Source organism: Thauera sp. 63, from assembly GCF_000310165.2.
GTDB lineage: Bacteria > Pseudomonadota > Gammaproteobacteria > Burkholderiales > Rhodocyclaceae > Thauera > Thauera humireducens.
The window spans coordinates 46398-73010 of sequence record NZ_AMXC01000008.1; the positions used below are offsets into that span (position 1 = coordinate 46398).

Genomic DNA, 26613 nt, shown 5'->3' on the forward strand with positions numbered 1-26613 from the left:
GGCTGGCACTCTCAGGAGTGCCAGCCCTTTCGTGCTTTGTATCAAAGCTTGCGACCCATCTGGGCAGGCAAGCCGAGTCCGAAGCCAGAGCAGAGCGTTTGCGAGCCGCACGGCGGCTTGAAGTCATGCGGACGCTGTGTTCTGTCTTTCCGATGTTAGCCCTCTAGCCGGAGCATCCATGGCGTATTCCTACACTGAAAAGAAACGTATCCGCAAGAGCTTCGCCAAGCGCGCGGCCGTGCTCGATGCGCCTTTCCTGCTCGCCACCCAGATCGAGTCGTTTGCCGAGTTCCTGCAGGCTGAAACCCTGCCGGAAGCCAGGCGCACCCAGGGCCTGCAGGCGGCCTTTTCCTCGATCTTCCCGATCTCGAGTCACAGCGGCAACGCGCGGCTCGAGTTCGTCCAGTACATGCTGGGCGAGCCTGCCTTCGACGTGAAGGAGTGCCAGCAGCGCGGGCTGACGTTCGCGTCGCCGCTGCGCGCGCGTGTGCGCCTTGTGATCATGGATCGCGAAGCGCCGAAGGAGACCATCAAGGAGGTCAAGGAGCAGGAAGTCTACATGGGCGAGATTCCGCTCATGACCACGACCGGTTCCTTCGTGATCAACGGTACCGAACGCGTCATCGTGTCGCAGCTGCACCGTTCGCCCGGCGTGTTCTTCGAGCACGACCGCGGCAAGACGCACTCGTCGGGCAAGCTGCTGTTCTCCGCCCGCATCATCCCCTACCGCGGCTCCTGGCTCGACTTCGAGTTCGACCCGAAGGACTACCTGTACTTCCGCGTCGATCGCCGCCGGAAGATGCCGGTCACCATCCTGTTGCGCGCCATTGGCATGACGCCGGAAGAGATCCTCGCGACCTTCCACGACTTCGACAACTTCCACCTGCAGGGCGAGGGCGCTCAGTTCGAGCTCGTTCCCGATCGCCTGCGCGGTGAGGTGGCGCGTTTCGACATCGTCACCCCCGATGGCAAGATCATCGTCGCGCGTGACAAGCGCATCACCTCCAAGCATATCCGCGAGATCGACCAGGCTGGGGTCAAGACAATCGGCGTGCCCGACGACTTCGTGCTCGGTCGCGTGATCGCCAACGACATCGCCGATCCCGAGACCGGTGAGGTGCTGGCGCGCGCCAACGACGAGATCACCGAGGACCTGCTCGACAAGCTGCGCCTCGCCGGTGTCACCGAACTGCGTACCCTCTACATCAACGACCTCGATCGCGGTGGCTACATCTCGCAGACCCTGCGTATCGACGAGACCGCTGATCAGTGGGCTGCCAAGGTCGCGATCTACCGCATGATGCGTCCGGGCGAGCCGCCCACCGAAGACGCGGTCGAAGGTCTGTTCAACGGCCTGTTCTACGCCGAGGAGCGTTACGACCTATCGTCCGTGGGTCGCATGAAGTTCAATCGCCGCGCCTATCCCGAGAAGATCGACGACAAGGCGCCGGGCTGGCTCAAGCGCTTCTACGAGCGCGTCGGCGCCCAGGGCGAAGACGGCCCGGGCGTGCTGGTCAATGAAGACATCCTGGCCGTCATCGGCGTGCTGGTCGAGCTGCGCAACGGTCGCGGCGAGATCGACGACATCGACCACCTCGGCAACCGCCGCGTGCGTTCGGTCGGCGAACTCGCCGAGAACCAGTTCCGCGCCGGCCTGGTGCGCGTCGAGCGCGCGGTCAAGGAGCGTCTGTCGCAGGCCGAGTCGGACAACCTGATGCCGCACGATCTGATCAATGCCAAGCCGATCTCGGCCGCGATCAAGGAGTTCTTCGGCTCCAGCCAGCTGTCGCAGTTCATGGACCAGACCAACCCGCTGTCCGAGATCACGCACAAGCGTCGCGTCTCGGCGCTGGGCCCGGGCGGTCTGACGCGCGAGCGTGCCGGCTTCGAGGTGCGCGACGTGCACCCGACGCACTACGGCCGGGTGTGCCCGATCGAGACGCCGGAAGGCCCGAACATCGGTCTGATCAACTCGCTGGCCGTGTATGCCCGCACCAACCGCCACGGCTTCCTCGAGACGCCGTACCGCAAGGTGGTCGACGGCAAGGTCACCGACCAGATCGATTTCCTGTCGGCGATCGAGGAAGGCCAGTACGTGATCGCGCAGGCGAACGCCGAGATCGACGCCGCCGGCATGCTGGCGGGCGACCTCGTGTCCTGCCGCCACAAGGGTGAATTCCTGCTGGCGACCTCGGACATGGTCCAGTACATGGACGTTGCGCCGGGCCAGATCGTATCGGTTGCCGCTTCGCTGATCCCGTTCCTTGAGCACGACGACGCGAACCGCGCGCTGATGGGCGCCAACATGCAGCGCCAGGCCGTGCCCTGCCTGCGTCCGGAGAAGCCCCTGGTCGGTACCGGCATCGAGCGCCGTGTGGCGGTCGACTCGGGCACCGCCGTGCAGGCCATGCGTGGCGGCATCGTCGACTACGTCGATGCGAACCGTATCGTGGTGCGGGTGAACGACGACGAGACCCTCGCGGGTGAAGTCGGCGTCGACATCTACAACATGATCAAGTACACCCGCTCGAACCAGAACACCAACATCAACCAGCGTCCGGTGGTGAAGGTGGGCGATCGCATCGCCAAGGGCGACGTCGTGGCCGATGGGGCCTCGACCGACCTCGGCGAGCTCGCGCTGGGCCAGAACATGCTGGTCGGCTTCATGCCGTGGAACGGCTACAACTTCGAAGACTCGATCCTGATCTCCGAACGCGTGGTCGCCGACGATCGCTTCACCTCGATCCACGTCGAGGAACTGACGGTCGTTGCCCGTGACACCAAGCTCGGACCCGAGGAAATCACCCGCGACATCGCGTCGCTGGGCGAGGCGCAGCTGTCGCGCCTGGATGAGTCGGGCATCGTGTACATCGGCGCCGAGGTCGAAGCCGGCGACGTGCTGGTGGGCAAGGTCACGCCGAAGGGCGAGACCCAGCTGACGCCGGAAGAGAAGCTGCTGCGCGCGATCTTCGGCGAGAAGGCGTCCGACGTGAAGGACACCTCGCTGCGCGTACCCTCGGGCATGGTCGGCACCGTTATCGACGTGCAGGTCTTCACCCGCGAAGGCATCGAGCGCGACAAGCGCGCGCAGTCGATCATCGACGACCAGCTGCGCAGCTTCAAGACCGACCTCGCCGACCAGATGCGCATCGTCGAACGCGACGCGTTCGCCCGTATCAAGCGCATGATCCTGGGCCAGAAGGCCAATGGTGGTCCGAAGAAGCTCGCCAAGGGCGCCGTGCTGACCGAGGAGTACCTCGACTCGCTCGAGTTCTACCACTGGTTCGACATCCGCATGGCCGACGAGACGCTGGCGACCCAGCTCGAAGCGGTGCGCGAGGGCCTGGAGAACACCCGCAAGGACTTCGATCAGGCTTTCGAGATCAAGAAGAAGAAGCTCACCCAGGGCGACGAACTGCCCCCGGGCGTGCAGAAGATGGTCAAGGTGTACCTGGCCGTCAAGCGTCGCCTGCAGCCGGGTGACAAGATGGCCGGCCGTCACGGTAACAAGGGTGTCGTGTCGAAGATCGTCCCGGTCGAGGACATGCCCTACATGGAAGACGGCACGCCGCTGGACATCGTGCTGAACCCGCTGGGCGTTCCGTCGCGGATGAACATCGGCCAGATCCTCGAGACGCACCTCGGCTGGGCGGCGAAGGGCCTGGGCCAGCAGATCGACAAGATGATGCAGGCCAAGGCGTCGGCCGACGAGCTGCGCGGCTTCATGGACCAGATCTACAACGGCAGCGGCAAGGCCGAGGACATCGCCGGCCTCAGCGACGACGAAGTGCTGGATCTCGCAGGCAACCTCAAGAAGGGCGTGCCCTTCGCGACCCCGGTGTTCGACGGTGCCAAGGAATCCGAGATCGAGCAGATGCTCGAGCTGGCCGGCCTGCCGGTCCGCGGTCAGGTCACGCTGTTCGATGGCCGTACCGGCGAGGCCTTCGAGCGCAAGGTGACGGTGGGCTACAAGCACGTGCTCAAGCTGCACCACCTGGTCGATGACAAGATGCACGCGCGTTCGACCGGCCCGTACTCGCTCGTCACCCAGCAGCCGCTGGGCGGCAAGGCGCAGTTCGGTGGCCAGCGCTTCGGTGAGATGGAAGTTTGGGCGCTGGAGGCGTACGGTGCGGCCTACACGCTGCAGGAAATGCTGACGGTCAAGTCCGATGACGTGACCGGCCGGACCAAGGTGTACGAAAACATCGTCAAGGGCGAGCACAAGATCGATTCCGGCATGCCGGAGTCCTTCAACGTGCTGGTGAAGGAAATCCGTTCGCTCGCGATCGACATCGATCTCGACCGCAAATAAGCGCATCCGATTCCTTCCCGATAACCCGCCTGCGATTGAATCCCGGGGCCGCCGCACACGATGCGGCGGCCCGGATGGAGTGATAGATGAAAAGCCTGCTCGCTGATCTGTTCAAGCAAACCCTGCCGAACGAGGAAGAGTTCGATGCGATCACCATCGGCCTCGCCTCGCCCGACAAGATCCGCACCTGGTCCTACGGCGAAGTCAAGAAGCCGGAAACCATCAACTACCGCACCTTCAAGCCTGAACGCGATGGTCTGTTCTGCGCCAAGATCTTCGGCCCGGTCAAGGATTACGAGTGCCTGTGCGGCAAGTACAAGCGCCTCAAGCACCGCGGCGTGATCTGCGAGAAGTGCGGGGTCGAAGTGACCCTGTCGAAGGTGCGCCGTGAGCGCATGGGCCACATCGAACTGGCCTCACCGGTCGCCCACATCTGGTTCCTGAAGAGCCTGCCGAGCCGTCTCGGCATGGTGCTCGACATGACCCTGCGCGACATCGAGCGCGTCCTGTACTTCGAAGCCTTCGTCGTCGTCGAGCCGGGCATGACCCCGCTCAACCGCGCTCAGCTGCTGACCGAAGACGACTACCTCGCCAAGGTCGAGGAGTACGGTGACGATTTCGACGCCGTGATGGGCGCCGAGGGCATCCGCGAACTGCTGCGTACGCTCGACGTGAACCTCGAGGTCGAGAAGCTGCGTGGCGACCTGGAAACCACCAACTCCGAAGCCAAGATCAAGAAGTTCTCGAAGCGCCTGAAGGTGCTTGAGGCCTTCCAGCAGTCCGGCATCAAGCCCGAGTGGATGGTGCTGGAAGTGTTGCCGGTGCTGCCGCCCGACCTGCGTCCGCTCGTGCCGCTGGACGGTGGCCGCTTCGCCACCTCCGACCTGAACGATCTGTATCGCCGCGTCATCAACCGTAACAACCGCCTCAAGCGCCTGCTCGAGCTCAAGGCGCCCGACATCATCGTGCGTAACGAAAAGCGCATGCTGCAGGAAGCCGTCGACTCGCTGCTCGACAACGGCCGCCGCGGCAAGGCGATGACCGGCGCCAACAAGCGCCCGCTGAAGTCGTTGGCCGACATGATCAAGGGCAAGGGCGGCCGTTTCCGCCAGAACCTGCTCGGCAAGCGCGTCGACTACTCGGGCCGTTCGGTGATTACCGTGGGCCCGCAGCTCAAGCTGCACCAGTGCGGCCTGCCCAAGCTGATGGCGCTGGAACTGTTCAAGCCCTTCATCTTCAACAAACTCGAGCTGATGGGGCTGGCTACGACCATCAAGCAGGCCAAGAAGATGGTGGAGTCGCAGGAGCCGGTGGTGTGGGACATCCTCGAAGAGGTGATCCGCGAGCATCCGGTGCTGCTGAACCGCGCACCGACGCTGCACCGTCTTGGCATCCAGGCTTTCGAGCCGGTGCTGATCGAAGGCAAGGCAATCCAGCTCCATCCGCTGGTCTGCGTCGCGTTCAACGCCGACTTCGACGGCGACCAGATGGCCGTCCACGTCCCGCTGTCGCTCGAGGCGCAGATGGAAGCGCGTACGCTGATGCTGGCTTCCAACAACGTGCTCTCGCCTGCCAACGGTGAGCCGATCATCGTGCCGTCGCAAGACATCGTGCTCGGCCTGTACTACGCGACCCGTGAGGGCGTGAACGTGCCGGGCGAAGGCATGCTGTTCGCCGACGTGGCGGAGGTCAAGCGCGCCTACGAATCCGGCCAGATCGCGCTGCATGCGCGCATCACCGTTCGTCTGAAGGAGGCCGATCTCGGCCCCAACGGTGAGCGCATCGAGAAGATCAACCGCTACGAGACGACCGCCGGCCGCGCGATCCTGTCGGAGATCCTGCCGGCAGGCCTGCCGTTCAGCGTCATCGACAAGCCGCTGAAGAAGAAGGAGATCTCGAAGCTGATCAACGCCTCCTTCCGGCGCTGCGGACTGCGCGCGACGGTGATCTTCGCCGACCAGCTGATGCAGTTCGGCTACCGGCTGGCGACGCGTGCCGGTCTGTCGATCGCGGTCAAGGACATGCTGGTGCCGACCGCCAAGCACGATCTGATCCGTGCAGCCGAAGCCGAGGTCAAGGAGATCGCCCAGCAGTACACCTCCGGTCTGGTGACCGATGGTGAGCGCTACAACAAGGTCGTGGATATCTGGGGGCGCTGCGGCGACCAGGTCGCCAAGGCGATGATGGAGCAGCTCGGCACCGAGGAAGTGGTCAACCGCGAAGGCAAGACCGTCCGTCAGGAGTCGTTCAACTCGATTTACATGATGGCCGACTCGGGCGCGCGCGGTTCCGCGGCGCAGATCCGACAACTGGCCGGCATGCGTGGCCTGATGGCGAAGCCGGACGGCTCGATCATCGAGACGCCGATCACGACGAACTTCCGCGAAGGCCTGAACGTTCTGCAGTACTTCATCTCGACGCACGGCGCCCGTAAGGGTCTGGCCGACACCGCGCTGAAGACCGCAAACTCGGGTTACCTGACGCGTCGTCTGGTCGATGTCACGCAGGATCTGGTGGTCATCGAGGACGATTGTGGCACGCGTGACGGTTTCGCGATGAAGGCGCTGATCGAGGGCGGTGAAGTCGTCGAGCCGCTGCGTGAGCGCATTCTGGGCCGTGTCACGGCGGAGGACGTCGTGAATCCCGATACGCAGGAAACCGAGATCGAGGCGGGCAGCCTGCTCGACGAGAATGCGGTCGACCTGATCGAGAGCCTGGGTGTAGACGAGGTCAAGGTGCGTACGCCGCTGACCTGCGAAACGCGCTACGGCCTGTGTGCCAAGTGCTATGGCCGCGACCTCGGCCGCGGTTCGATGGTCAACGCCGGTGAGGCGGTGGGCGTCATCGCCGCCCAGTCGATCGGCGAGCCGGGCACCCAGCTGACCATGCGAACCTTCCACGTTGGTGGTGCGGCCTCGCGGGCTGCGGCTGCCAGCGGCGTCGAAGCCAAGTCCGGCGGCACGATCCGTTTCGCCGGCAACATGCGCTACGTCTCCAACGCCAAGGGCGAGAAGGTCGTCATCGCGCGCTCGGCCGAGGTCGTGGTCGCCGACGACATGGGTCGCGAACGCGAGCGTCACAAGCTGCCCTACGGCGCAATGCTGCTGGTCGACGACGGCGCGACCGTCAAGGCGGGCACGCAACTCGCCACCTGGGACCCGCATACCCGTCCGATCGTGACCGAGTATGCCGGTACCGTGAAGTTCGAGAACGTCGAGGAAGGCGCGACCGTCGCCAAGCAGATCGACGAAGTGACCGGCCTGTCGACGCTGGTGGTCATCGACTCGAAGCGGCGTTCCAGCACCGGCAGCACCAAGGGTGTGCGTCCGCAGGTCAAGCTGCTGGACGACAACGGCGAAGAGGTCAAGATCGCAGGTACCGATCACGCCGTGGCGATCACCTTCCAGGTCGGTTCGCTGATCACCGTGAAGGACGGCCAGCAGATCGGCGTCGGTGACATCATGGCGCGTATTCCGCAGGAGTCTGCAAAGACGCGCGACATCACCGGTGGTCTGCCGCGCGTGGCGGAACTGTTCGAAGCTCGTGCGCCGAAGGACGCCGGCCTGCTGGCGGAGTACACCGGTACGGTGTCCTTCGGCAAGGAAACCAAGGGCAAGCAGCGTCTCGTCATCACCGAGCCCGACGGCACGGCACACGAGTTCCTGATCCCGAAGGACAAGCACCTGATGGTCCACGATGGTCAGGTGGTGAACAAGGGCGAACTCATCGTCGACGGTCCGGCCGACCCGCACGACATCCTGCGCCTGCAGGGGATCAGCGAGCTGGCGCGCTACATCATCGATGAGGTGCAGGACGTCTATCGTCTGCAGGGTGTGAAGATCAACGACAAGCACATCGAGGTGATCGTGCGCCAGATGCTGCGGCGCGTGGTCATCACCGATCCGGGCGACACCCGCTTCATCCGCGAGGAGCAGGTCGAGCGTTCGGAAGTGCTGGACGAGAACGACCGCATGGAAGCCGAAGGCAAGCTGCCGGCGCAGTACGAGAACGTGCTGCTCGGTATCACCAAGGCTTCGTTGTCGACCGACTCCTTCATCTCCGCGGCGTCCTTCCAGGAGACGACGCGCGTGTTGACCGAGGCGGCGATCATGGGCAAGCGCGACGAACTGCGTGGCCTGAAGGAAAACGTGATTGTCGGCCGTCTGATCCCGGCCGGTACGGGTCTCGCCTACCACCGCAGCCGCAAGGCGCAGGAGCAAGGCATGGATCTGGGGGCCGAGCACGCTTGGGCGCCTGTCGAAGCTTCGAGCGAAACACAGCAGGACAGCGAGGCCAGTTGACTTTTTCTGTCGTCTCGGAATAAACTCCGGCCTCTTTTTGTGGACTGACCAATCGTAGTCAGTCGCAGCCGGAATAATCCGCCCGAGGCGGCCCGTGGTGGGCTGCCTCGGTTTTTTGGGAAATTCTTAAGCTATGCCAACAATCAATCAGCTTGTCCGCAAGCCGCGCCAGATGGAAGCTTCGAAGAGCAAGGTTCCTGCCCTGGAAGCTTGTCCTCAGAAGCGTGGTGTGTGCACCCGCGTCTATACCACGACCCCGAAGAAGCCGAACTCGGCGCTGCGTAAGGTCGCCAAGGTCCGCCTGACCAATGGTTTCGAGGTCATCTCGTACATCGGTGGTGAAGGTCACAACCTGCAGGAGCACTCGGTTGTTCTGATCCGGGGCGGTCGTGTCAAGGATTTGCCGGGTGTGCGTTACCACATCGTTCGCGGCTCCCTCGACTTGCAGGGTGTCAAGGATCGTAAGCAGTCGCGCTCCAAGTACGGCGCGAAGCGTCCGAAGAAAGCCTGATTGTTGGCCTAAGAAATTTAGCGAGAGGTTGTCATGCCGCGTCGTCGTGAAGTACCCAAGCGCGAAGTCCTGCCCGATCCGAAGTTCGGTAGCCAGGACGTTTCGAAGTTCATTAACGTGATCATGCAGTCGGGCAAGAAGTCCGTTGCCGAGCGCATCGTCTATGGCGCGTTCAATCACATCACGTCCAAGTCCAGCAAGGATCCGCTGGAAGTGTTCGCCGCTGCCGTGGGCAACGTGAAGCCGGTGGTCGAGGTCAAGAGCCGTCGCGTCGGTGGTGCCAACTACCAGGTGCCGGTCGAAGTGCGTCCGTCGCGCCGCATGGCGCTGTCGATGCGCTGGCTGCGCGAAGCTGCGCGCAAGCGTGCCGAGAAGTCCATGGCTCAGCGTCTCGCTGGTGAGCTGCTCGAGGCTGCTGAAGGCCGCGGCGCCGCCATGAAGAAGCGCGAGGAAGTTCACCGCATGGCTGAAGCCAACAAGGCGTTCTCGCACTTCCGCTTCTGATTCTGGTCGGTGGCGGTAACTCGGGCCCTGTATAGGGCTCGATTGTTTTCTAACGCAAGAAATTCGTTGATCGCGTCTACGGCGCGCATAACAGAAGGCAGGTATAACGTGGCTCGCAAGACACCCATCGAGCGCTACCGCAACATCGGTATCTCCGCTCACATTGACGCCGGCAAGACGACTACGACCGAGCGTATCCTCTTCTACACCGGCGTGAGCCATAAGCTCGGTGAGGTGCATGATGGTGCAGCGACCACCGACTGGATGGTGCAGGAGCAGGAGCGTGGCATCACCATTACGTCCTCTGCGGTGACCTGCTTCTGGAAGGGCATGGATCGCTCGCTTCCCGAGCACCGTTTCAACATCATCGACACCCCGGGTCACGTCGACTTCACCATCGAAGTCGAGCGCTCGATGCGCGTCCTTGATGGCGCTTGCATGGTGTACTGCGCCGTGGGTGGTGTGCAGCCGCAGTCGGAAACCGTGTGGCGTCAGGCGACCAAGCACCGGGTGCCGCGTCTTGCCTTCGTGAACAAGATGGACCGGTCGGGTGCGAACTTCTTCAAGGTCGTCGACCAGATGAAGACGCGCCTCAAGGCCAATCCGGTTCCGGTGGTCATCCCGATCGGTGCTGAGGATAGCTTCACGGGTGTCGTCGATCTTCTGAAGATGAAGGCGATCATCTGGGACGAAGCGTCCCAAGGCATGAAGTTCGAGTATCACGAGATCCCGGCCGAGTTGATGGCGACCGCGGAAGAGTGGCGCGCCAGCATGATCGAGGCGGCAGCCGAGGCCAGCGAGGAACTGATGAACAAGTACCTCGAGGAAGGCGAACTGTCCGAAGGCGAGATCGTTGCCGGTCTGCGTGCCCGTACGCTCGCGTGCGAAATTCAGCCGATGCTTTGCGGTACCGCGTTCAAGAACAAGGGCGTGCAGCGCATGCTGGACGCGGTCATCCAGTACCTGCCGTCGCCGATCGACATTCCGCCTGTGGCCGGTGTCGATGACGATGACAAGGAAGTGGTTCGCTACGCCAAGGATGACGAGAAGTTCTCGGCGCTCGCGTTCAAGCTGATGACCGACCCCTTTGTCGGTCAGCTGACCTTCATCCGCGTTTATTCGGGCGTGCTCGAGTCGGGCTCCACCGTCCTGAACTCGATCAAGGGCAAGAAGGAACGGATCGGCCGGATCCTCCAGATGCACGCCAATGATCGTGAAGAGATCAAGGAAGTGCTGGCGGGTGACATCGCGGCCGTGGTCGGCCTGAAGGATGTCACCACCGGCGAGACGCTGTGTGACGTGTCGGCGCCTGTCATCCTCGAGCGCATGGTTTTCCCGGACCCGGTGATCCACGTCGCCGTCGAGCCGAAGACCAAGAGCGACCAGGAGAAGATGGGTCTGGCGCTGTCGCGACTCGCGGCCGAAGATCCGTCGTTCCGCGTGCGCACGGACGAAGAGTCGGGGCAGACCATCATCTCGGGTATGGGTGAGCTTCACCTCGAGATCATCGTCGACCGCATGAAGCGTGAATTCAACGTCGAAGCCAACGTCGGTGCGCCGCAGGTGGCTTACCGCGAGACGATCCGCAAGGCCGCGAACGACGTCGAAGGCAAGTTCGTCAAGCAGTCGGGCGGTCGTGGTCAGTACGGTCACGTGGTCATCAACCTCGAGCCGGCGGAGCAGGGCAAGGGTTACGAGTTCGTGGATGCCGTCAAGGGTGGCGTGGTTCCGCGAGAGTACATCCCGGCGGTCGACAAGGGCATCCAGGAAACGCTCAACAACGGCATTCTGGCGGGCTTCCCGGTGGTCGACGTCAAGGTCACGCTGCACTTCGGTTCGTACCACGACGTGGACTCGAACGAAAACGCGTTCAAGATGGCCGGTTCGATGGCTTTCAAGGAAGCAATGCGTCGCGCCAGCCCCGTGCTGCTCGAGCCCATGATGGCGGTCGTGGTCGAGACTCCGGAAGACTACATGGGTAACGTCATGGGCGATCTGTCTGGTCGTCGTGGCATCGTCCAGGGCATGGATGACATCCCGGGCGGGATGAAGGAAGTCAAGGCCGAGGTGCCGCTTGCCGAAATGTTCGGCTACGCTACCCAGCTGCGCTCGCTGACCCAGGGTCGCGCAACCTACTCGATGGAGTTCAAGCACTATGCTGAAGCTCCGAAGAGCGTTGCCGAAGCCGTCATCAGCAGCCGTAAGTAATCAACACACTCAACTCAAGGACTCACGAACATGGCAAAGGGTAAGTTCGAACGTACCAAGCCGCACGTGAACGTCGGCACCATCGGCCACGTTGACCACGGCAAGACCACGCTGACCGCGGCGATCACCACGATCCTGTCGAAGAAGTTCGGTGGCGAAGCGAAGGGCTACGATGCAATCGACAGCGCGCCGGAAGAGAAGGCGCGCGGCATCACCATCAACACCTCGCACGTCGAGTACGAGACCGCGACGCGCCACTACGCGCACGTTGACTGTCCGGGTCACGCGGACTACGTCAAGAACATGATCACCGGCGCGGCCCAGATGGACGGTGCGATCCTGGTGTGCTCGGCCGCTGACGGCCCGATGCCGCAGACCCGCGAGCACATCCTGCTGGCGCGTCAGGTCGGTGTGCCGTACATCGTCGTGTTCCTGAACAAGTGCGACATGGTCGACGACGAAGAGCTGCTCGAGCTGGTCGAGATGGAAGTGCGCGAGCTGCTGTCGAAGTACGACTTCCCGGGCGACGACATTCCCATCGTCAAGGGTTCGGCGCTGAAGGCGCTCGAAGGCGACCAGTCCGACATCGGCGAGCCGGCGATCATGCGCCTGGCCGAAGCGCTGGACAGCTACATCCCGACCCCGGAGCGCGCGATCGACAAGCCGTTCCTGCTGCCGATCGAAGACGTGTTCTCGATCTCGGGCCGCGGTACCGTGGTGACCGGTCGTGTCGAGCGTGGCATCGTCAAGGTTGGCGAGGAAATCGAAATCGTCGGCATCAAGCCCACGGTCAAGACCACCTGCACCGGCGTGGAAATGTTCCGCAAGCTGCTGGATCAGGGTCAGGCCGGTGACAACGTCGGCGTGCTGCTGCGCGGCACCAAGCGTGAAGATGTCGAGCGCGGTCAGGTGCTGTGCAAGCCGGGTTCGATCACCCCGCACACCCACTTCACCGGCGAGATCTACGTGCTGTCGAAGGAAGAAGGTGGCCGTCACACGCCGTTCTTCAACAACTACCGTCCGCAGTTCTACTTCCGTACGACGGACGTGACCGGTTCGATCGCGCTGCCTGAAGGCACCGAGATGGTCATGCCGGGCGACAACGTGTCGATCACCGTCAAGCTGATCGCCCCGATCGCCATGGAAGAAGGCCTGCGCTTCGCGATCCGCGAAGGCGGCCGTACCGTCGGCGCCGGCGTCGTCGCCAAGATCATCGAGTAAGACTCGATTTGGGCGGGGCTTCGCGGCTCCGCCTTCCGCTCTTTTCGCTCTTTAGGAAAAACCATGCAGAACCAGAAAATCCGCATCCGTCTGAAAGCTTTCGACTACCGCCTGATCGACCAGTCGGCCCTCGAGATCGTTGAAACCGCCAAGCGCACCGGCGCCGTGGTTCGCGGTCCCGTTCCGCTGCCGACCCGCATCGAGCGATTCGACCTGCTGCGCTCGCCGCACGTCAACAAGTCGTCGCGTGACCAGATGGAAATCCGCACTCACCAGCGCCTGATGGACATCATCGATCCGACCGACAAGACGGTCGATGCGCTGATGAAGCTGGATCTTCCGGCGGGTGTGGATGTCGAGATCAAGCTTCAGTAAGCGATCCCTGCTTGCAGAAGTTTCGAGTAGGCCGGTATAATCCGGCCTTTGTGCCTTTTGGCGCATTAATTGTGACCCCCGGTCAATCGCAACCGGGATTCAGGAGAAAAAAATGAGTCTAGGCCTTGTTGGACGCAAGGTCGGCATGACTCGCATCTTCGCCGAGGATGGTCGTACCATCCCGGTGACGGTGCTTGACGTGTCGGACAATCGTGTGTCCCAGATCAAGACGGTTGAGACCGACGGTTATGCCGCGGTGCAGGTCGCTTATGGTAAGCGTCGCGCCAGCCGCATCACCAAGCCGGTTGCAGGCCATCTGGCCAAGGCGGGTGTCGAGCCCTGCCGCGGCATGAAGGAATTCCGCATCGCTGAGGATCAGGTTGCCGGCTTCAATGCGGGTGATGTGATCAAGGCTGACCTGTTCCAGGTTGGTCAAAAGGTTGATGTGACGGGTGTGACGATCGGTAAGGGCTTTTCGGGTCCGATCAAGCGTCACAACTTCTCGTCGAACCGTGCCTCTCACGGTAACTCCATCTCGCACAATTCGCCGGGTTCGATCGGTATGGCGCAGGATCCGGGTCGTGTCTTCCCGGGTAAGCGCATGGCTGGTCAGTACGGCAACGTGCAGCGCACGACCCAGGGTCTGGAGATCGTTCGCGTGGATGTCGAGCGTCAGCTGCTGCTGGTGAAGGGTGCAGTGCCGGGTTCGAAGGGCGGCGACGTGCTCGTTTGCCCGGCGGTCAAGGCCTAAGGAGCGCGGAATGGAACTGAAACTCTTGAATGATCAGGGTCAGGCCGCGTCGACGCTGGAAGCGTCGGATGTGCTGTTTGGTCGTGACTACAACGAAGCGCTGGTGCACCAGGTCGTGACCGCCTACATGGCGAATGCGCGCTCGGGCAACCGCAAGCAGAAGGGCCGCTCGGAGATCGCCAAGTCGACCCGCAAGCCCTTCCGTCAGAAGGGTACGGGCAATGCACGTGCCGGTATGGCCTCGAGCCCGCTGTGGCGCGGGGGCGGCAAGATCTTCCCGAATACCCCGGACGAGAACTTCAGCCAGAAGGTCAACCGCAAGATGTATCGCGCCGGCGTGGCGGCGATCCTCTCGCAGCTGGCGCGTGAAGATCGTCTCGCGATCGTGGATAGCTTCAGCGTCGAGGCGCCGAAGACTCGTCTGTTGTCGCAGAAGCTGAAGGGTATGGGCCTGGATTCCGTCCTGGTCATCACCGACGAAATCGACGAGAACCTGTTCCTGTCTTCGCGCAACCTGCACCAGGTTCTGGTGTTGGAAGTCAACGAAGCGGATCCGGTGTCGCTGGTGCGTTTCCCGAAGGTGCTGGTCACCAAGGGTGCGCTGGCGAAGATGGAGGAAGCGTGGCAATGAGCGCGATCAGTCAGGAACGTCTGCTGCAGGTGCTGCTCGCCCCGCAGATCTCCGAGAAGGCGACTTTCGTCGCCGACAAGAATGAGCAGGTGGTGTTCAAAGTCGCTGCCGATGCAACCAAGCCCGAAGTGAAGGCGGCCGTCGAGGCGCTCTTCAAGGTCGAGGTCAAGTCGGTGCAGGTCTTGAACGTCAAGGGCAAGAGCAAGCGCTTCGGCAAGACCATGGGTCGTCGCAAGGACTGGAAGAAGGCTTTTGTGTGCCTGAAGCCCGGCCAGGAAATCAACTTTGCGGCTGGGGAGTGATAGATCATGGCAATCGTAAAACTCAAGCCTACCTCTGCCGGCCGTCGCGCCCAGGTCAAGGTTGTCAATCCGGACCTCTACAAGGGTCGTCCGGTTGCGTCCCTGGTCGAGAAGCAGAGCAAGAACGCCGGTCGTAACAACAACGGTCGTATTACGGTGCGCCACCAGGGTGGTGGTCACAAGCAGCACTATCGCCTCGTTGACTTCCGTCGGAACAAGGACGGCATCCCGGCGAAGGTCGAGCGTATCGAGTACGACCCGAACCGTTCGGCGCACATCGCGCTGCTGTGCTACGCCGATGGCGAGCGTCGCTACATCATCGCTCCGCGTGGCGTCGAAGTCGGTCAGCAGCTGCTGAGCGGCGCCGAGGCCCCGATCAAGCCGGGCAACGCCCTGCCGATCCGCAACATCCCGGTCGGTTCGACGATTCACTGCATCGAGATGACGCCGGGCAAGGGCGCCCAGATCGCACGCGCTGCCGGTACTTCGGTTCAGCTGCTTGCGCGTGAAGGCGCATACGCTCAGCTTCGTCTGCGCTCGGGCGAAATCCGCCGCGTGCATGTCGAGTGCCGTGCAACCATCGGCGAAGTCGGCAACGAAGAGCATGGCCTGCGCAAGATCGGCAAGGCGGGTGCGAATCGCTGGCGTGGTATTCGCCCGACCGTTCGCGGCGTGGCGATGAACCCGGTCGATCACCCGCACGGTGGCGGCGAAGGCCGCACCGGTGAGGCTCGCGAGCCGGTCAGCCCGTGGGGTACGCCTGCCAAGGGTTATCGCACCCGCAGCAACAAGCGCACCGACAACATGATCGTGCAGCGTCGTCATAAGCGTTAAGGGGTAAAAGATGGCACGTTCTATCAAGAAAGGCCCGTTCATCGACGCGCACCTCCTGAAGAAGGTCGACGCGGCTCGGACGAGCAACGACAAGCGCCCGATCAAGACCTGGTCGCGTCGCTCCACGATCCTGCCCGACTTCATCGGTCTGACGATTGCCGTGCATAACGGCAAGCAGCACATTCCCGTGTTCGTGACCGAAAACATGGTCGGCCACAAGCTGGGTGAGTTCGCGCTGACGCGTACCTTCAAGGGTCACGCCGCCAGCAAGAAGGCCAAGCGCTAAGAGGACGACATGGAAACCAAAGCAATTCTCCGTGGCGTACGCCTGTCGGCCCAGAAGGGCCGTCTGGTCGCCGATCTGGTTCGCGGCAAGTCCGTCGAGCAGGCGCTCAACATTCTGGCCTTCTCGCCGAAGAAGGGCGCCAAGATCATCCGCAAGGTGGTCGAGTCCGCAATCGCGAATGCCGAGCACAACGACGGTGCCGATATCGACGCGCTGAAGGTCAAGACCATTCACGTGGAAGAGGGCATGACGCTCAAGCGCTTCACCGCGCGTGCGAAGGGTCGCGGCAACCGCATCCTCAAGCCCACCTGCCACGTCTACGTGACTGTCGGCGAGTAAGGAGTAAACATGGGTCAGAAAATCAATCCCACTGGCTTCCGCCTCGCCGTCACGCGTGACTGGGGTTCGCGCTGGTTCGCTTCCAGCCGCGACTACGCCGGCATGCTGCACGAGGACCTGAAGGTCCGTGAGTACCTCAAGAAGCGTCTGGCGCACGCATCGGTGGGTCGCGTCATCATCGAGCGTCCGGCCAAGAATGCGCGCGTCACGCTGTACAGCGCACGTCCCGGTGTGGTCATCGGCAAGAAGGGTGAAGACATCGAGGCGCTGAAGCGCGACCTGCAGAAGATCGTCGGCGTGCCCGTTCACGTCAACATCGAGGAAGTGCGTAAGCCCGAAGTCGACGCCAAGCTGATCGCCGATTCGATCGCGCAGCAGCTCGAGAAGCGCATCATGTTCCGCCGCGCGATGAAGCGCGCGATGCAGAACGCGATGCGTCTGGGTGCCCAGGGCATCAAGATCATGAGCTCAGGTCGTCTGAACGGTGCCGAAATCGCCCGTACCGAGTGGTATCGCGAAGGCCGTGTGCCGCTGCACACCCTGCGCGCCAACATCGACTACGGTGTTTCGGAAGCGAAGACGACCTACGGCATCATCGGCATCAAGGTGTGGGTGTTCAAGGGCGAGATGCTGGGTCGCAATGAACAGCCGGTTGCTGCCGAGCCGGAAGCCGACAACCGCCGTGGCCGCCGTGGCGCCCCGCGTGATGGCGAAGGCCGTCCGGGTCGTCGTCCCGCCCGTCGTGGCGAAGGCCGGCAAGAAGAAAGCAGGGGTGAATGATGCTGCAGCCGACTAGAAGGAAGTATCGCAAGGAGCAGAAGGGCCGCAACACGGGTATCGCTACCCGTGGTGCGAAGGTGTCCTTCGGCGAATACGGTCTGAAGGCGGTCGGTCGTGGCCGACTGACGGCGCGCCAGATCGAATCCGCGCGTCGTGCGATGACCCGCCACATCAAGCGCGGTGGTCGCATCTGGATCCGCATCTTCCCGGACAAGCCGATCTCGAAGAAGCCCGCCGAAGTTCGTATGGGTAACGGCAAGGGTAACCCGGAGTACTGGGTTGCCGAGATCCAGCCCGGCAAGGTGCTGTATGAAATGGATGGCGTGGACGAGGCCCTCGCTCGTGAAGCATTCCGGCTTGCTGCCGCGAAGCTCCCGATCGAAACGGTGTTCGTGACTCGCATGGTGGGAGCTTGAGCATGAAAGCGAGTGATCTCCGCGCCAAGAGCGCTGATGAGCTGAACACGGAGCTGCTCGACCTGCTGAAGGCGCAGTTTTCGCTGCGCATGCAGCATGCGACGCAGCAGTTGGGCAATACGAGTCAGATCGGGAAGGTTCGTCGCGACATCGCGCGCGTGCGTACCATCCTGCGCGAAAAGGCGGGTCAGCAATGAGCGAGCAAGTTCAAAAGGTTCGCCGCGCGCTGGTTGGGCGTGTGGTGAGCGACAAGATGCAGAAGACCGTGACGGTCCTCGTCGAGAGCCGGGTCAAGCACCCGCTCTACGGCAAGATCATCACGCGTTCGGCGAAGTACCACGCCCACGTCGAAGACGGCGTGGCGGCGGCTGGCGACCTCGTTGAAATCGAGGAATGCCGTCCGATCTCGCGCACCAAGACCTGGCGTGTCGCCAAGGTGCTCGAGAAGGCACGTGTCATCTGAGTAGTGAGTAAGTAGCAAACGAAAAAACAGCTTGGCGCCTTGGTGCCAGGCTGTTATACTTTTGCCTCTTTGCTCCGGGGCTCGCTCGGGGCATCCTACCCTGACGGGTTCCAAGACTGTCCGCACATGCGGGATAAGTTGGAGATATTTTCATGATTCAAATGCAGTCCAGACTGGACGTGGCCGACAACACCGGCGCGCGCTCGGTGATGTGCATCAAGGTCCTGGGTGGTTCCAAGCGCCGCTATGCCGGCATTGGCGACATCATCAAGGTCACCGTGAAAGATGCCGCGCCGCGCGGTCGTGTGAAGAAGGGTGACGTCTATAACGCCGTGGTGGTTCGTACTGCCAAGGGTGTTCGTCGTCCTGACGGCTCGCTGGTCAAGTTCGACAACAACGCGGCCGTCCTCCTGAACAACAAGCTTGAGCCGATCGGCACCCGTATCTTCGGGCCGGTGACGCGTGAGCTGCGCTCCGAGCGGTTCATGAAGATCGTCTCGCTGGCGCCTGAAGTGCTCTGAGGAGTCGCTAGATGAACAAGATCCGCAAGGGTGACGAAGTGGTGGTGCTGACGGGCAAGGATCGTGGCCGTCGTGGCACTGTGCTGCGCCGCGTCGATGACGAGCGCGTCGTGGTCGAGGGTGTGAATCGGGTCAAGAAGCATGTGCGCCCGAATCCGCTGAAGGGTGAAGTGGGTGGCATCGTCGAGAAGGAGATGCCGATCCATGTTTCGAACGTCGCGCTGTTCAATCCCGCTACCCAGAAGGGTGATCGCATCGGGATCAAGACGCTTGAAGACGGCCGCAAGGTCCGCTTCTTCAAGTCGAACGGCGAGCTGGTGAACGCCTAAGGAGTGACGATGGCTCGCTTGCAACAGGTTTACAAGGACGAAGTGGCGCCGGCGCTGCAAAAGCAGTTTGGCTACAAGTCCGTGATGGAAGTGCCGCGCATCACCAAGATCACCCTCAACATGGGTGTGGGTGAGGCTGTTGGCGACAAGAAGATTCTCGAGCACGCCATCGGCGACATGACCAAGATTGCTGGTCAGAAGCCGGTTGCCACCAAGGCCCGCAAGTCGATTGCGGGCTTCAAGATTCGTGATGGCTACCCGATCGGTTGCATGGTCACGCTGCGTGGTCCGCGCATGTTCGAGTTCCTGGATCGCTTGGTCACGATCGCGCTGCCGCGTGTTCGCGACTTCCGTGGTATCGGTGCCAAGGGTTTCGACGGTCGTGGCAACTACAACCTCGGCGTCAAGGAACAGATCATCTTCCCGGAAATCGAGTACGACAAGATCGATGCTCTGCGCGGGATGAACATCAGCATCACGACGACGGCGAAGACGGACGAAGAGGCGCGTGCGCTTCTGGGTGCGTTCAAGTTCCCGTTCAAGAATTGAGGGTGATATGGCGAAACTCGCTCTGATCAATCGCGAAGCCAAGCGCGCGAAGCTGGTGGCAAAGTTTGCCGCCAAGCGTGCGGCCTTGGTTGCGCAGGTCCAGGACATGAAGCTGTCCGAAGAAGAACGCATGACGGCTCGTCTTGCGCTGCAGCAGTTGCCGCGCAATGCCAATCCGACGCGTCAGCGCAACCGTTGCGCGCTGACCGGTCGTCCGCGTGGTGTGTTCCGCAAGTTCGGTCTGTGCCGCAACAAGCTGCGTGAGATCGCTTTCCGCGGCGAAGTGCCTGGCATGACCAAGGCGAGCTGGTAAGGAGAATTCGAAGATGAGTATGTCCGATCCCATCGCCGACATGCTGACGCGCATCCGCAATGGCCAACAGGCTCAGAAGGCGTCGGTATCGATGCCGTCGTCGAAGCTGAAGGTCGCGATCGCGAAGGTGCTGCAGGACGAAGGTTATATCGACGGCTTCGCCGTCAATGCCGAGGCCGGCAAGGCTACGCTGGACGTGACGCTGAAGTACTACGCGGGTCGTCCGGTCATCGAGCGCATCGAGCGCGTCAGCCGCCCCGGTCTGCGTATCTACAAGGGAAGCGACGAGCTGCCGCGCGTGATGAACGGCCTGGGCGTTGCCATCGTGTCCACCCCGCGTGGTGTGATGACTGACCGTAGCGCGCGTGCGAATCGCGTCGGCGGCGAAGTCATCTGCCTGGTTGCCTAAGGGGGATGCCATGTCTCGTGTAGCTAAGAATCCGGTGGCGATTCCGAGCGGTGTCGAAGTCATGATCTCCGACGCTGAAATCGCCGTGAAGGGCCCGCTGGGCACGCTTCGCCAGCCGCTGACCGGTCAGGTCAGTGTCGAACGCGAGGGTGACGCGATCGTCTGCAAGGCGCGCGATGGCGTGCCGAATGCGCGTGCGATGTCGGGTACCGTGCGTGCGCTGGTGAACAACATGGTGACGGGCGTGACCAAGGGCTTCGAGCGCAAGCTGACCCTGGTGGGTGTCGGTTATCGTGCGCAGGCTCAGGGTGACAAGCTCAACCTGTCGCTCGGCTTCTCGCATCCGGTCGTCCATCAGATGCCGGCTGGCGTCAAGGTCGAGACACCGACGCAGACCGAGATCCTGATCAAGGGTGTCGACAAGCAGCAGGTTGGCCAGGTCGCGGCCGAGGTGAGGGCCTACCGCTCTCCCGAGCCCTACAAGGGCAAGGGCGTTCGCTATGCGGACGAGGTGGTGGTGCTCAAGGAAACCAAGAAGAAGTAAGGCGGTTCGTCATGAACAAGAAAGAAACTCGTCTTCGCCGTGCGCGCAAAACTCGCGCCAAGCTGGCGGAGCTCAAGGCGGTTCGCCTCGCGGTGTTCCGGTCCAACTGCCATATCTACGCGCAAGTCATCTCGGGCTGCGGCTCGAAGGTTCTCGCCGCCGCGTCGACCGTCGAAGCCGACGTGCGCGCACAGGTGCCGAACGGTGGCAACAAGGCTGCTGCGGAGCTCGTCGGCAAGCTGATCGCCGAGCGCGCCAAGGCTGCTGGGATCGAGCAGGTCGCATTTGACCGCTCCGGCTTCCTGTATCACGGCCGCGTGAAGGCGCTGGCCGAGGCTGCCCGCGAAGGCGGCCTCAAGTTCTAAGCGAGGAATCGAATGGCTAAGCAGCAAACTAAACGCGCGCAAGCCTCCGACGAGCGCGATGACGGCCTGCGGGAGAAGATGGTCGCGATCAATCGCGTGACCAAGGTCGTCAAGGGTGGTCGGATTCTCGGCTTCGCGGCGCTGACCGTGGTCGGCGACGGTGACGGTGCGATCGGCATGGGCAAGGGCAAGTCCCGTGAAGTGCCGGTGGCGGTTCAGAAGGCGATGGACGAGGCGCGTCGCAAGATGCGCAAGGTGTCGCTGAAGAACGGCACCCTGCAGCACACCGTGATCGGCAAGCATGGCGCGTCGTCCGTGCTGATGCAGCCCGCTCCGGCCGGTACCGGCATCATTGCCGGCGGTCCGATGCGTGCCGTGTTCGAGGTGATGGGTGTGACGGACGTGATCTGCAAGTGCATTGGCTCGGCCAATCCTTACAACGTCGTGCGTGCCACCATCAACGGCCTGATGGCGATCAACACCCCGGCGGAGATTGCTGCCAAGCGCGGCAAGTCCGTCGAAGAGATCCTGGGGTAAGCGATGTCGGACAAGAAAATCAAGGTGACGCTCGTCAAGAGCGTGATCGGCACCAAGCAGTCGCACCGCGCCACCGTGCGCGGGCTCGGTCTGCGCCGACTCAACCATACGGTTGAGCTGGCGGATACGCCCGAGGTGCGCGGCATGATCAACAAGGTGTCCTACCTGGTCAAGTGTGAGGGTTGATATGCGCCTGAATACCATCAAGCCCGCAGCTGGCTCCAAGACCGTCGCCAAGCGCGTCGGGCGTGGAATCGGTAGCGGCCTGGGCAAGACTTGCGGCCGTGGCCACAAGGGTCAGAAATCCCGCGCGGGCGGTTTCCACAAGACGGGCTTCGAAGGCGGTCAGATGCCGCTGCAGCGTCGCCTGCCGAAGCGTGGCTTCGTCTCGCTGACGCGTGCCCGCAACGTGGAAGTGCGCCTGTCTGAACTGGCGGCCGTGCCGGTCGAGGAAATCGACCTGCTGACGCTGATGCAGGCAGGTGTGGTTCCGGGCGATGCGCTGTCCGCGAAGGTCGTTCTGTCGGGCGAGATCAGCCGCAAGGTTGTGCTCCGCGGCGTCGGTGCGACCAAGGGTGCCAAGGCAGCGATCGAAGCTGCCGGCGGTTCCGTGTCGGCTGAGTAATAAAGGGACAGGCTGTGGCTACTCCTTCTGCCACGCTGGGCAATCCGGGGCGGTTCGGCGACCTCAAGCGTCGCCTGCTGTTCCTGCTGGGCGCGCTCATCGTCTATCGTTTGGGTGCGCACATCCCCGTCCCGGGTATCGATCCCGAGCGGCTGGCTGAGCTGTTCCAGTCGCAGGCGGGCGGTATTCTCGGCGTCTTCAACCTGTTCTCGGGTGGCGCGCTGTCGCGCTTCACGATCTTCGCCCTGGGCATCATGCCCTACATCTCGGCCTCCATCATCATGCAACTGATGACGGTGGCGGTGCCTACGCTGGAGGCGCTCAAGAAGGAGGGTGAGGCGGGGCGTCGGAAGATCACCCAGTACACGCGCTACGGTACGCTCGTGCTGGCCTTCGCGCAGTCGCTGGGTATCGCGATCGCGCTTGAAGGGCAGCCTGGCCTCGTGCTGGAGCCGGGACTCATGTTCCGTTTCGTCACCGTCGCCACGCTCGTCACGGGGACGATGTTCCTGATGTGGCTGGGCGAGCAGATCACGGAACGTGGCATCGGCAACGGTATCTCGATCATCATCTTCGCAGGCATCGCAGCAGGCTTGCCGAGTGCGATCGGTGGTCTGTTCGAGCTGGTTCGGACTGGGTCGATGCATCCTTTCACCGCGCTGTTCATCTGCGTGCTGGTGGCGCTGGTGACGGGCTTCGTGGTGTTCGTGGAGCGGGGGCAGCGGAAGATTCTGGTGAATTACGCCAAGCGGCAGGTCGGCAACAAGGTTTACGGTGGTCAGAGTTCCCACCTGCCTCTGAAGCTGAACATGTCCGGCGTGATTCCGCCGATCTTCGCGTCGAGCATCATCCTGTTCCCGGCGACGCTGGGGCAGTGGTTCGGCTCTTCCGAGGGGATGTACTGGCTGCGGGACATCGCATCCACGTTGTCTCCGGGGCAGCCGATCTACGTGATGCTGTACGCGCTGGCGATCGTGTTCTTCTGCTTCTTCTACACGGCGCTGGTGTTCAACGCTCGCGAGACGGCCGACAACCTGAAGAAGAGTGGGGCGTTCGTTCCGGGGATCCGCCCGGGCGATCAGACCGCTCGCTACATTGACAAGATTCTCATGCGGCTGACGCTGGCCGGCGCGGTGTACATCACCCTGGTCTGCCTGCTGCCCGAGTTCCTGATCCTGAAGTGGAACGTGCCGTTTTACTTCGGTGGCACCTCCCTGCTGATCATCGTGGTCGTCACGATGGACTTCATGGCACAGGTTCAGGCGTTCGTGATGTCGCACCAGTACGAGAGTCTGCTGAAGAAGGCGAACTTCAAGGGGGCCGGTCTCCCGACCCGGTAAGACATGGCCAAGGAAGATGTCATCGAGATGCAGGGCGAGGTCACGGAAAACCTCCCCAACGCAACGTTCCGCGTAAGGCTCGAGAACGGACACATGGTCCTCGGCCACATCTCCGGCAAGATGCGCATGCATTACATCCGCATCCTCCCTGGAGACAAGGTTACGGTGCAGTTGACCCCTTACGACCTGACCAAGGGCCGGATCGTGTTCCGGACCAAGTGAGAATAGAGAAACAGGAGCAAGAACATGCGAGTCCAGGCTTCAGTCAAGCGGCTTTGCCGCAATTGCAAGATCATCCGCCGCAAAGGTGTCGTTCGCGTCATCTGCACCGATCCGCGGCATAAGCAGCGCCAGGGTTGATTAAGTCAACTCTAGCTATTAAAATTTAATGTTTCGCGTTTTGGGGTAGACGGATGGCCCGTATTGCTGGGGTAAACATTCCCAATCACAAGCACGCCGAGATCGCGTTGACCGCAATCTTTGGGATCGGCCGTACGCGTGCTCAGAAGATTTGCGACGCCGCAGGCATCGTTCGCTCGACGAAGATCAAGGATCTGACCGAGTCGGACATGGAAAAGCTGCGTGACGAAGTCGGTCGTTTCGTTGTTGAGGGCGATCTGCGTCGTGAAGTGACGATGAACATCAAGCGACTGATGGACCTGGGCTGCTATCGCGGCGTGCGTCATCGTCGCGGCCTGCCGCTGCGGGGTCAGCGTACTCGTACGAATGCGCGTACCCGCAAAGGTCCCCGCAAGGCGATCGCCGGCAAGAAGTAATAGGAACCGATAATGGCTAAGACTGGAACGAAGGTTCGTAAGAAGGTCAAGAAGAACGTAGCTGAGGGTATCGCCCACGTTCACGCGAGCTTCAACAATACGATCATCACCATCACCGACCGTCAGGGCAATGCTCTCTCGTGGGCAACGTCCGGCGGCGCTGGCTTCAAGGGCTCGCGCAAGAGCACGCCGTTCGCTGCGCAGGTGGCGGCCGAAGCGGCTGGCAAGGTCGCGCAGGAATGCGGCATCAAGAACCTGGAAGTGCGTATCAAGGGCCCCGGCCCGGGTCGCGAGTCTTCCGTTCGCGCGCTGAACGCGCTGGGGATCAAGATTTCCAGCATCACGGACATCACCCCCATCCCGCATAACGGCTGCCGTCCGCCGAAAAAGCGCCGTATCTGACAAGGAGTTGATAAGTGGCTCGTAATCTCGATCCCAAGTGCCGTCAGTGCCGTCGCGAAGGCGAAAAGCTGTTTCTGAAGGGCGAAAAGTGCTTTACCGACAAGTGCGCCATCGAGCGCCGTGCCTACGCGCCTGGCCAACACGGCCAGCGCTCGGGTCAGCGTCTGTCGGGTTATGGCGTGCAGCTGCGTGAAAAGCAGAAGATCCGTCGTCTTTATGGCGTGCTCGAGCGCCAGTTCCGCAAGGTCTACGCCGAGGCGGACCGTCGTCGCGGTCAGACCGGTGAGAACCTGCTGCAACTGCTCGAGGGTCGTCTGGACTCTGTCGCGTATCGCATGGGTTTCGGCGCTTCGCGTGCCGAGGCGCGTCAGGTCGTGCGTCACAATGGCGTGCTGGTGAATGGCAAGCGCGTGAACATCCCGTCGTACGTCGTGCGTCCGGGTGATGTTGTCGAGCTGACCGAACGTGCGCGTGGTCACCTGCGGGTCAAGGCTGCGCTGGAAGCGGCTGCTTCGCGTGGCTTCCCCGAGTGGCTGGATGTCGACACGAAGGCCGGTAAGGGCGTTTTCAAGGCCTACCCGGTTCGTTCCGAACTGCCGCCCACGATCAATGAAGGCCTGGTGGTGGAACTGTACTCCCGTTAATCGGGGGCTGATCCTCTTCTAGTTCCGAGGGAATGCTGATGCAAAGCAATGCACTGCTGAAACCGCGCATCATCGACGTCCAGAGCACCTCGCCGGTACAGGCGAGGGTGACGATGGAGCCGTTCGAGCGGGGTTTCGGTCACACGCTGGGGAATGCGCTGAGGCGCATCCTCCTGTCGTCGCTGCCCGGTCATGCACCGACCGAAGTGACGATCGAGGGAGTCCTCCATGAGTACTCCACTCTGGATGGCGTCCGCGAAGACATCGTCGATCTGCTGTTGAACCTCAAGGGTGTGGTGTTCAAGCTGCATAACCGCAGCGAAGTCACCCTGCGTCTGGCCAAGTCGGGCGAAGGCGTCGTTACGGCGGCCGACATCGAGCTGGGTCATGACGTCGAGATCATCAACCCCGACCACGTCATCGCGCACATCGCGCCTGGCGGCAAGCTGGACATGCAGATCAAGGTCGAGGAAGGTCGCGGCTATGTGCCTGGCAACGTCCGTCCGGTCAATGCCGAAAGCAAGGCGATCGGTCACATCGTCCTTGATGCGTCGTTTGGCCCGGTGCGTCGCGTCAGCTATCTGGTCGAGAGCGCTCGCGTCGAGCAACGCACTGACCTGGATCGTCTGGTCATCGACATCGAAACCAATGGTGCCGTGGATCCCGAGCAGGCCATCCGCTACGCTGCGCGCGTGCTGATGGACCAACTGTCGGTGTTCGCCGAGCTGGAAGGCACGGCTGCGCCGCAGGTGACGAAGCCCGAGGTCACGATCGATCCGGTGCTGCTGCGTCCGGTCGACGATCTGGAACTGACGGTGCGTTCGGCCAACTGCCTGAAGGCCGAGAACATCTACTACATCGGCGATCTGATTCAGCGTACCGAGACGGAACTGCTGAAGACCCCGAACCTGGGTCGCAAGTCGCTGAACGAGATCAAGGAAGTGCTGGCCTCGCGCGGTCTCACCCTTGGCATGAAACTGGAAAACTGGCCGCCGGCCGGGCTTGAGAAGCTCGGTTGAGACGCC

General features: G+C 62.2%; 34 protein-coding genes. All 34 read left to right on the forward strand.

All coding sequences use genetic code 11. The features are described from left to right. The first annotated feature begins 178 nt into the window (after window positions 1-178). The 34 genes from rpoB to C664_RS09260 all read left to right on the forward strand — a co-directional run bounded on the left by rpoB (window position 179) and on the right by C664_RS09260 (window position 26607). Window positions 179-4312, forward strand: coding sequence for a DNA-directed RNA polymerase subunit beta (gene rpoB, locus C664_RS09100; protein ID WP_004258157.1), 4134 nt, complete (start codon window positions 179-181; stop codon window positions 4310-4312). An 86-nt stretch (window positions 4313-4398) separates the two neighbouring features. Continuing rightward, complete coding sequence (gene rpoC, locus C664_RS09105; RefSeq protein WP_004258159.1) at window positions 4399-8613, forward strand: DNA-directed RNA polymerase subunit beta'; 4215 nt, start codon at window positions 4399-4401, stop codon at window positions 8611-8613. A gap of 133 nt (window positions 8614-8746) precedes the next feature. Then, window positions 8747-9124, forward strand: coding sequence for a 30S ribosomal protein S12 (gene rpsL, locus C664_RS09110; protein WP_004258162.1), 378 nt, complete (start codon window positions 8747-8749; stop codon window positions 9122-9124). 33 nt (window positions 9125-9157) lie between these two features. Further along, a complete protein-coding gene (gene rpsG / locus C664_RS09115; protein WP_004258166.1) occupies window positions 9158-9628 on the forward strand; it encodes a 30S ribosomal protein S7 in 471 nt (156 codons plus the stop codon). A gap of 108 nt (window positions 9629-9736) precedes the next feature. Then, complete coding sequence (gene fusA, locus C664_RS09120; RefSeq protein ID WP_004258169.1) at window positions 9737-11836, forward strand: elongation factor G; 2100 nt, start codon at window positions 9737-9739, stop codon at window positions 11834-11836. Window positions 11837-11866: 30 nt separating this feature from the next. Next, window positions 11867-13057, forward strand: a complete 1191-nt coding sequence (tuf, locus tag C664_RS09125) for an elongation factor Tu (RefSeq protein WP_004258139.1) — start codon at window positions 11867-11869, stop codon at window positions 13055-13057. Between the two features lie 63 nt (window positions 13058-13120). Then, on the forward strand, window positions 13121-13432 hold the full coding sequence (gene rpsJ / locus C664_RS09130; RefSeq protein WP_004258173.1) for a 30S ribosomal protein S10: 312 nt from the start codon (window positions 13121-13123) through the stop codon (window positions 13430-13432). A gap of 112 nt (window positions 13433-13544) precedes the next feature. Then, window positions 13545-14183, forward strand: coding sequence for a 50S ribosomal protein L3 (gene rplC / locus C664_RS09135; protein WP_004258176.1), 639 nt, complete (start codon window positions 13545-13547; stop codon window positions 14181-14183). 10 nt (window positions 14184-14193) lie between these two features. Continuing rightward, complete coding sequence (gene rplD, locus C664_RS09140; RefSeq protein WP_004258181.1) at window positions 14194-14814, forward strand: 50S ribosomal protein L4; 621 nt, start codon at window positions 14194-14196, stop codon at window positions 14812-14814. Further along, a complete protein-coding gene (gene rplW, locus C664_RS09145) occupies window positions 14811-15116 on the forward strand; it encodes a 50S ribosomal protein L23 (RefSeq protein WP_004258188.1) in 306 nt (101 codons plus the stop codon). The genes rplD and rplW overlap by 4 nt, the downstream gene beginning before the upstream one ends. Window positions 15117-15122: 6 nt before the next feature. Further along, complete coding sequence (gene rplB / locus C664_RS09150) at window positions 15123-15950, forward strand: 50S ribosomal protein L2 (RefSeq protein ID WP_004258193.1); 828 nt, start codon at window positions 15123-15125, stop codon at window positions 15948-15950. 10 nt (window positions 15951-15960) lie between these two features. Next, complete coding sequence (rpsS, locus tag C664_RS09155; protein ID WP_004258198.1) at window positions 15961-16236, forward strand: 30S ribosomal protein S19; 276 nt, start codon at window positions 15961-15963, stop codon at window positions 16234-16236. 9 nt (window positions 16237-16245) lie between these two features. Next, window positions 16246-16575 (forward strand): 50S ribosomal protein L22, encoded by a 330-nt coding sequence (gene rplV, locus C664_RS09160; RefSeq protein WP_004258218.1) that lies wholly within the window; start codon window positions 16246-16248, stop codon window positions 16573-16575. A 9-nt stretch (window positions 16576-16584) separates the two neighbouring features. Then, on the forward strand, window positions 16585-17355 hold the full coding sequence (gene rpsC, locus C664_RS09165) for a 30S ribosomal protein S3 (RefSeq protein ID WP_004258219.1): 771 nt from the start codon (window positions 16585-16587) through the stop codon (window positions 17353-17355). Continuing rightward, window positions 17355-17771, forward strand: a complete 417-nt coding sequence (gene rplP, locus C664_RS09170; RefSeq protein ID WP_004258222.1) for a 50S ribosomal protein L16 — start codon at window positions 17355-17357, stop codon at window positions 17769-17771. Before rpsC ends, rplP begins: the two co-directional genes overlap by 1 nt. Before the next feature lie 2 nt (window positions 17772-17773). Next, window positions 17774-17968: a 50S ribosomal protein L29 gene (gene rpmC, locus C664_RS09175; RefSeq protein WP_004258225.1), complete on the forward strand. Its 195-nt coding sequence runs from the start codon at window positions 17774-17776 to the stop codon at window positions 17966-17968. After that, a complete protein-coding gene (rpsQ, locus tag C664_RS09180) occupies window positions 17965-18234 on the forward strand; it encodes a 30S ribosomal protein S17 (RefSeq protein WP_004258226.1) in 270 nt (89 codons plus the stop codon). The genes rpmC and rpsQ overlap by 4 nt, the downstream gene beginning before the upstream one ends. A 152-nt stretch (window positions 18235-18386) precedes the next feature. Then, window positions 18387-18755: a 50S ribosomal protein L14 gene (rplN, locus tag C664_RS09185; RefSeq protein ID WP_004258229.1), complete on the forward strand. Its 369-nt coding sequence runs from the start codon at window positions 18387-18389 to the stop codon at window positions 18753-18755. 11 nt (window positions 18756-18766) lie between these two features. Then, window positions 18767-19084 (forward strand): 50S ribosomal protein L24, encoded by a 318-nt coding sequence (gene rplX / locus C664_RS09190; protein WP_004258231.1) that lies wholly within the window; start codon window positions 18767-18769, stop codon window positions 19082-19084. Window positions 19085-19093: 9 nt separating this feature from the next. After that, a complete protein-coding gene (gene rplE / locus C664_RS09195; protein ID WP_004258233.1) occupies window positions 19094-19633 on the forward strand; it encodes a 50S ribosomal protein L5 in 540 nt (179 codons plus the stop codon). Window positions 19634-19640: 7 nt separating this feature from the next. After that, complete coding sequence (rpsN, locus tag C664_RS09200) at window positions 19641-19946, forward strand: 30S ribosomal protein S14 (protein ID WP_004258236.1); 306 nt, start codon at window positions 19641-19643, stop codon at window positions 19944-19946. Window positions 19947-19959: 13 nt separating this feature from the next. Then, window positions 19960-20355 (forward strand): 30S ribosomal protein S8, encoded by a 396-nt coding sequence (rpsH, locus tag C664_RS09205; RefSeq protein WP_004258240.1) that lies wholly within the window; start codon window positions 19960-19962, stop codon window positions 20353-20355. 10 nt (window positions 20356-20365) lie between these two features. Beyond that, window positions 20366-20899: a 50S ribosomal protein L6 gene (gene rplF / locus C664_RS09210; RefSeq protein ID WP_038011369.1), complete on the forward strand. Its 534-nt coding sequence runs from the start codon at window positions 20366-20368 to the stop codon at window positions 20897-20899. A gap of 11 nt (window positions 20900-20910) precedes the next feature. Then, window positions 20911-21264: a 50S ribosomal protein L18 gene (rplR, locus tag C664_RS09215; RefSeq protein ID WP_004258249.1), complete on the forward strand. Its 354-nt coding sequence runs from the start codon at window positions 20911-20913 to the stop codon at window positions 21262-21264. A 12-nt stretch (window positions 21265-21276) separates the two neighbouring features. Then, a complete protein-coding gene (gene rpsE, locus C664_RS09220; RefSeq protein WP_004258252.1) occupies window positions 21277-21801 on the forward strand; it encodes a 30S ribosomal protein S5 in 525 nt (174 codons plus the stop codon). Window positions 21802-21804: 3 nt separating this feature from the next. Continuing rightward, on the forward strand, window positions 21805-21987 hold the full coding sequence (gene rpmD / locus C664_RS09225) for a 50S ribosomal protein L30 (protein ID WP_004258273.1): 183 nt from the start codon (window positions 21805-21807) through the stop codon (window positions 21985-21987). 1 nt (window position 21988) lies between these two features. Continuing rightward, window positions 21989-22426 (forward strand): 50S ribosomal protein L15, encoded by a 438-nt coding sequence (gene rplO, locus C664_RS09230; RefSeq protein WP_004258274.1) that lies wholly within the window; start codon window positions 21989-21991, stop codon window positions 22424-22426. Window positions 22427-22440: 14 nt separating this feature from the next. After that, window positions 22441-23766, forward strand: coding sequence for a preprotein translocase subunit SecY (gene secY, locus C664_RS09235; RefSeq protein ID WP_004258275.1), 1326 nt, complete (start codon window positions 22441-22443; stop codon window positions 23764-23766). Window positions 23767-23769: 3 nt separating this feature from the next. Next, window positions 23770-23988, forward strand: a complete 219-nt coding sequence (gene infA / locus C664_RS09240; protein WP_002931617.1) for a translation initiation factor IF-1 — start codon at window positions 23770-23772, stop codon at window positions 23986-23988. Between the two features lie 24 nt (window positions 23989-24012). Further along, a complete protein-coding gene (gene rpmJ, locus C664_RS20295) occupies window positions 24013-24126 on the forward strand; it encodes a 50S ribosomal protein L36 (protein WP_004258276.1) in 114 nt (37 codons plus the stop codon). Window positions 24127-24179: 53 nt separating this feature from the next. Then, a complete protein-coding gene (rpsM, locus tag C664_RS09245) occupies window positions 24180-24542 on the forward strand; it encodes a 30S ribosomal protein S13 (RefSeq protein WP_004258282.1) in 363 nt (120 codons plus the stop codon). A 12-nt stretch (window positions 24543-24554) separates the two neighbouring features. Beyond that, a complete protein-coding gene (gene rpsK, locus C664_RS09250; RefSeq protein ID WP_002931621.1) occupies window positions 24555-24944 on the forward strand; it encodes a 30S ribosomal protein S11 in 390 nt (129 codons plus the stop codon). 14 nt (window positions 24945-24958) lie between these two features. Beyond that, complete coding sequence (rpsD, locus tag C664_RS09255) at window positions 24959-25588, forward strand: 30S ribosomal protein S4 (protein ID WP_004258287.1); 630 nt, start codon at window positions 24959-24961, stop codon at window positions 25586-25588. Between the two features lie 38 nt (window positions 25589-25626). Further along, window positions 25627-26607: a DNA-directed RNA polymerase subunit alpha gene (locus C664_RS09260; protein ID WP_004258292.1), complete on the forward strand. Its 981-nt coding sequence runs from the start codon at window positions 25627-25629 to the stop codon at window positions 26605-26607. Window positions 26608-26613 lie beyond the last annotated feature (6 nt).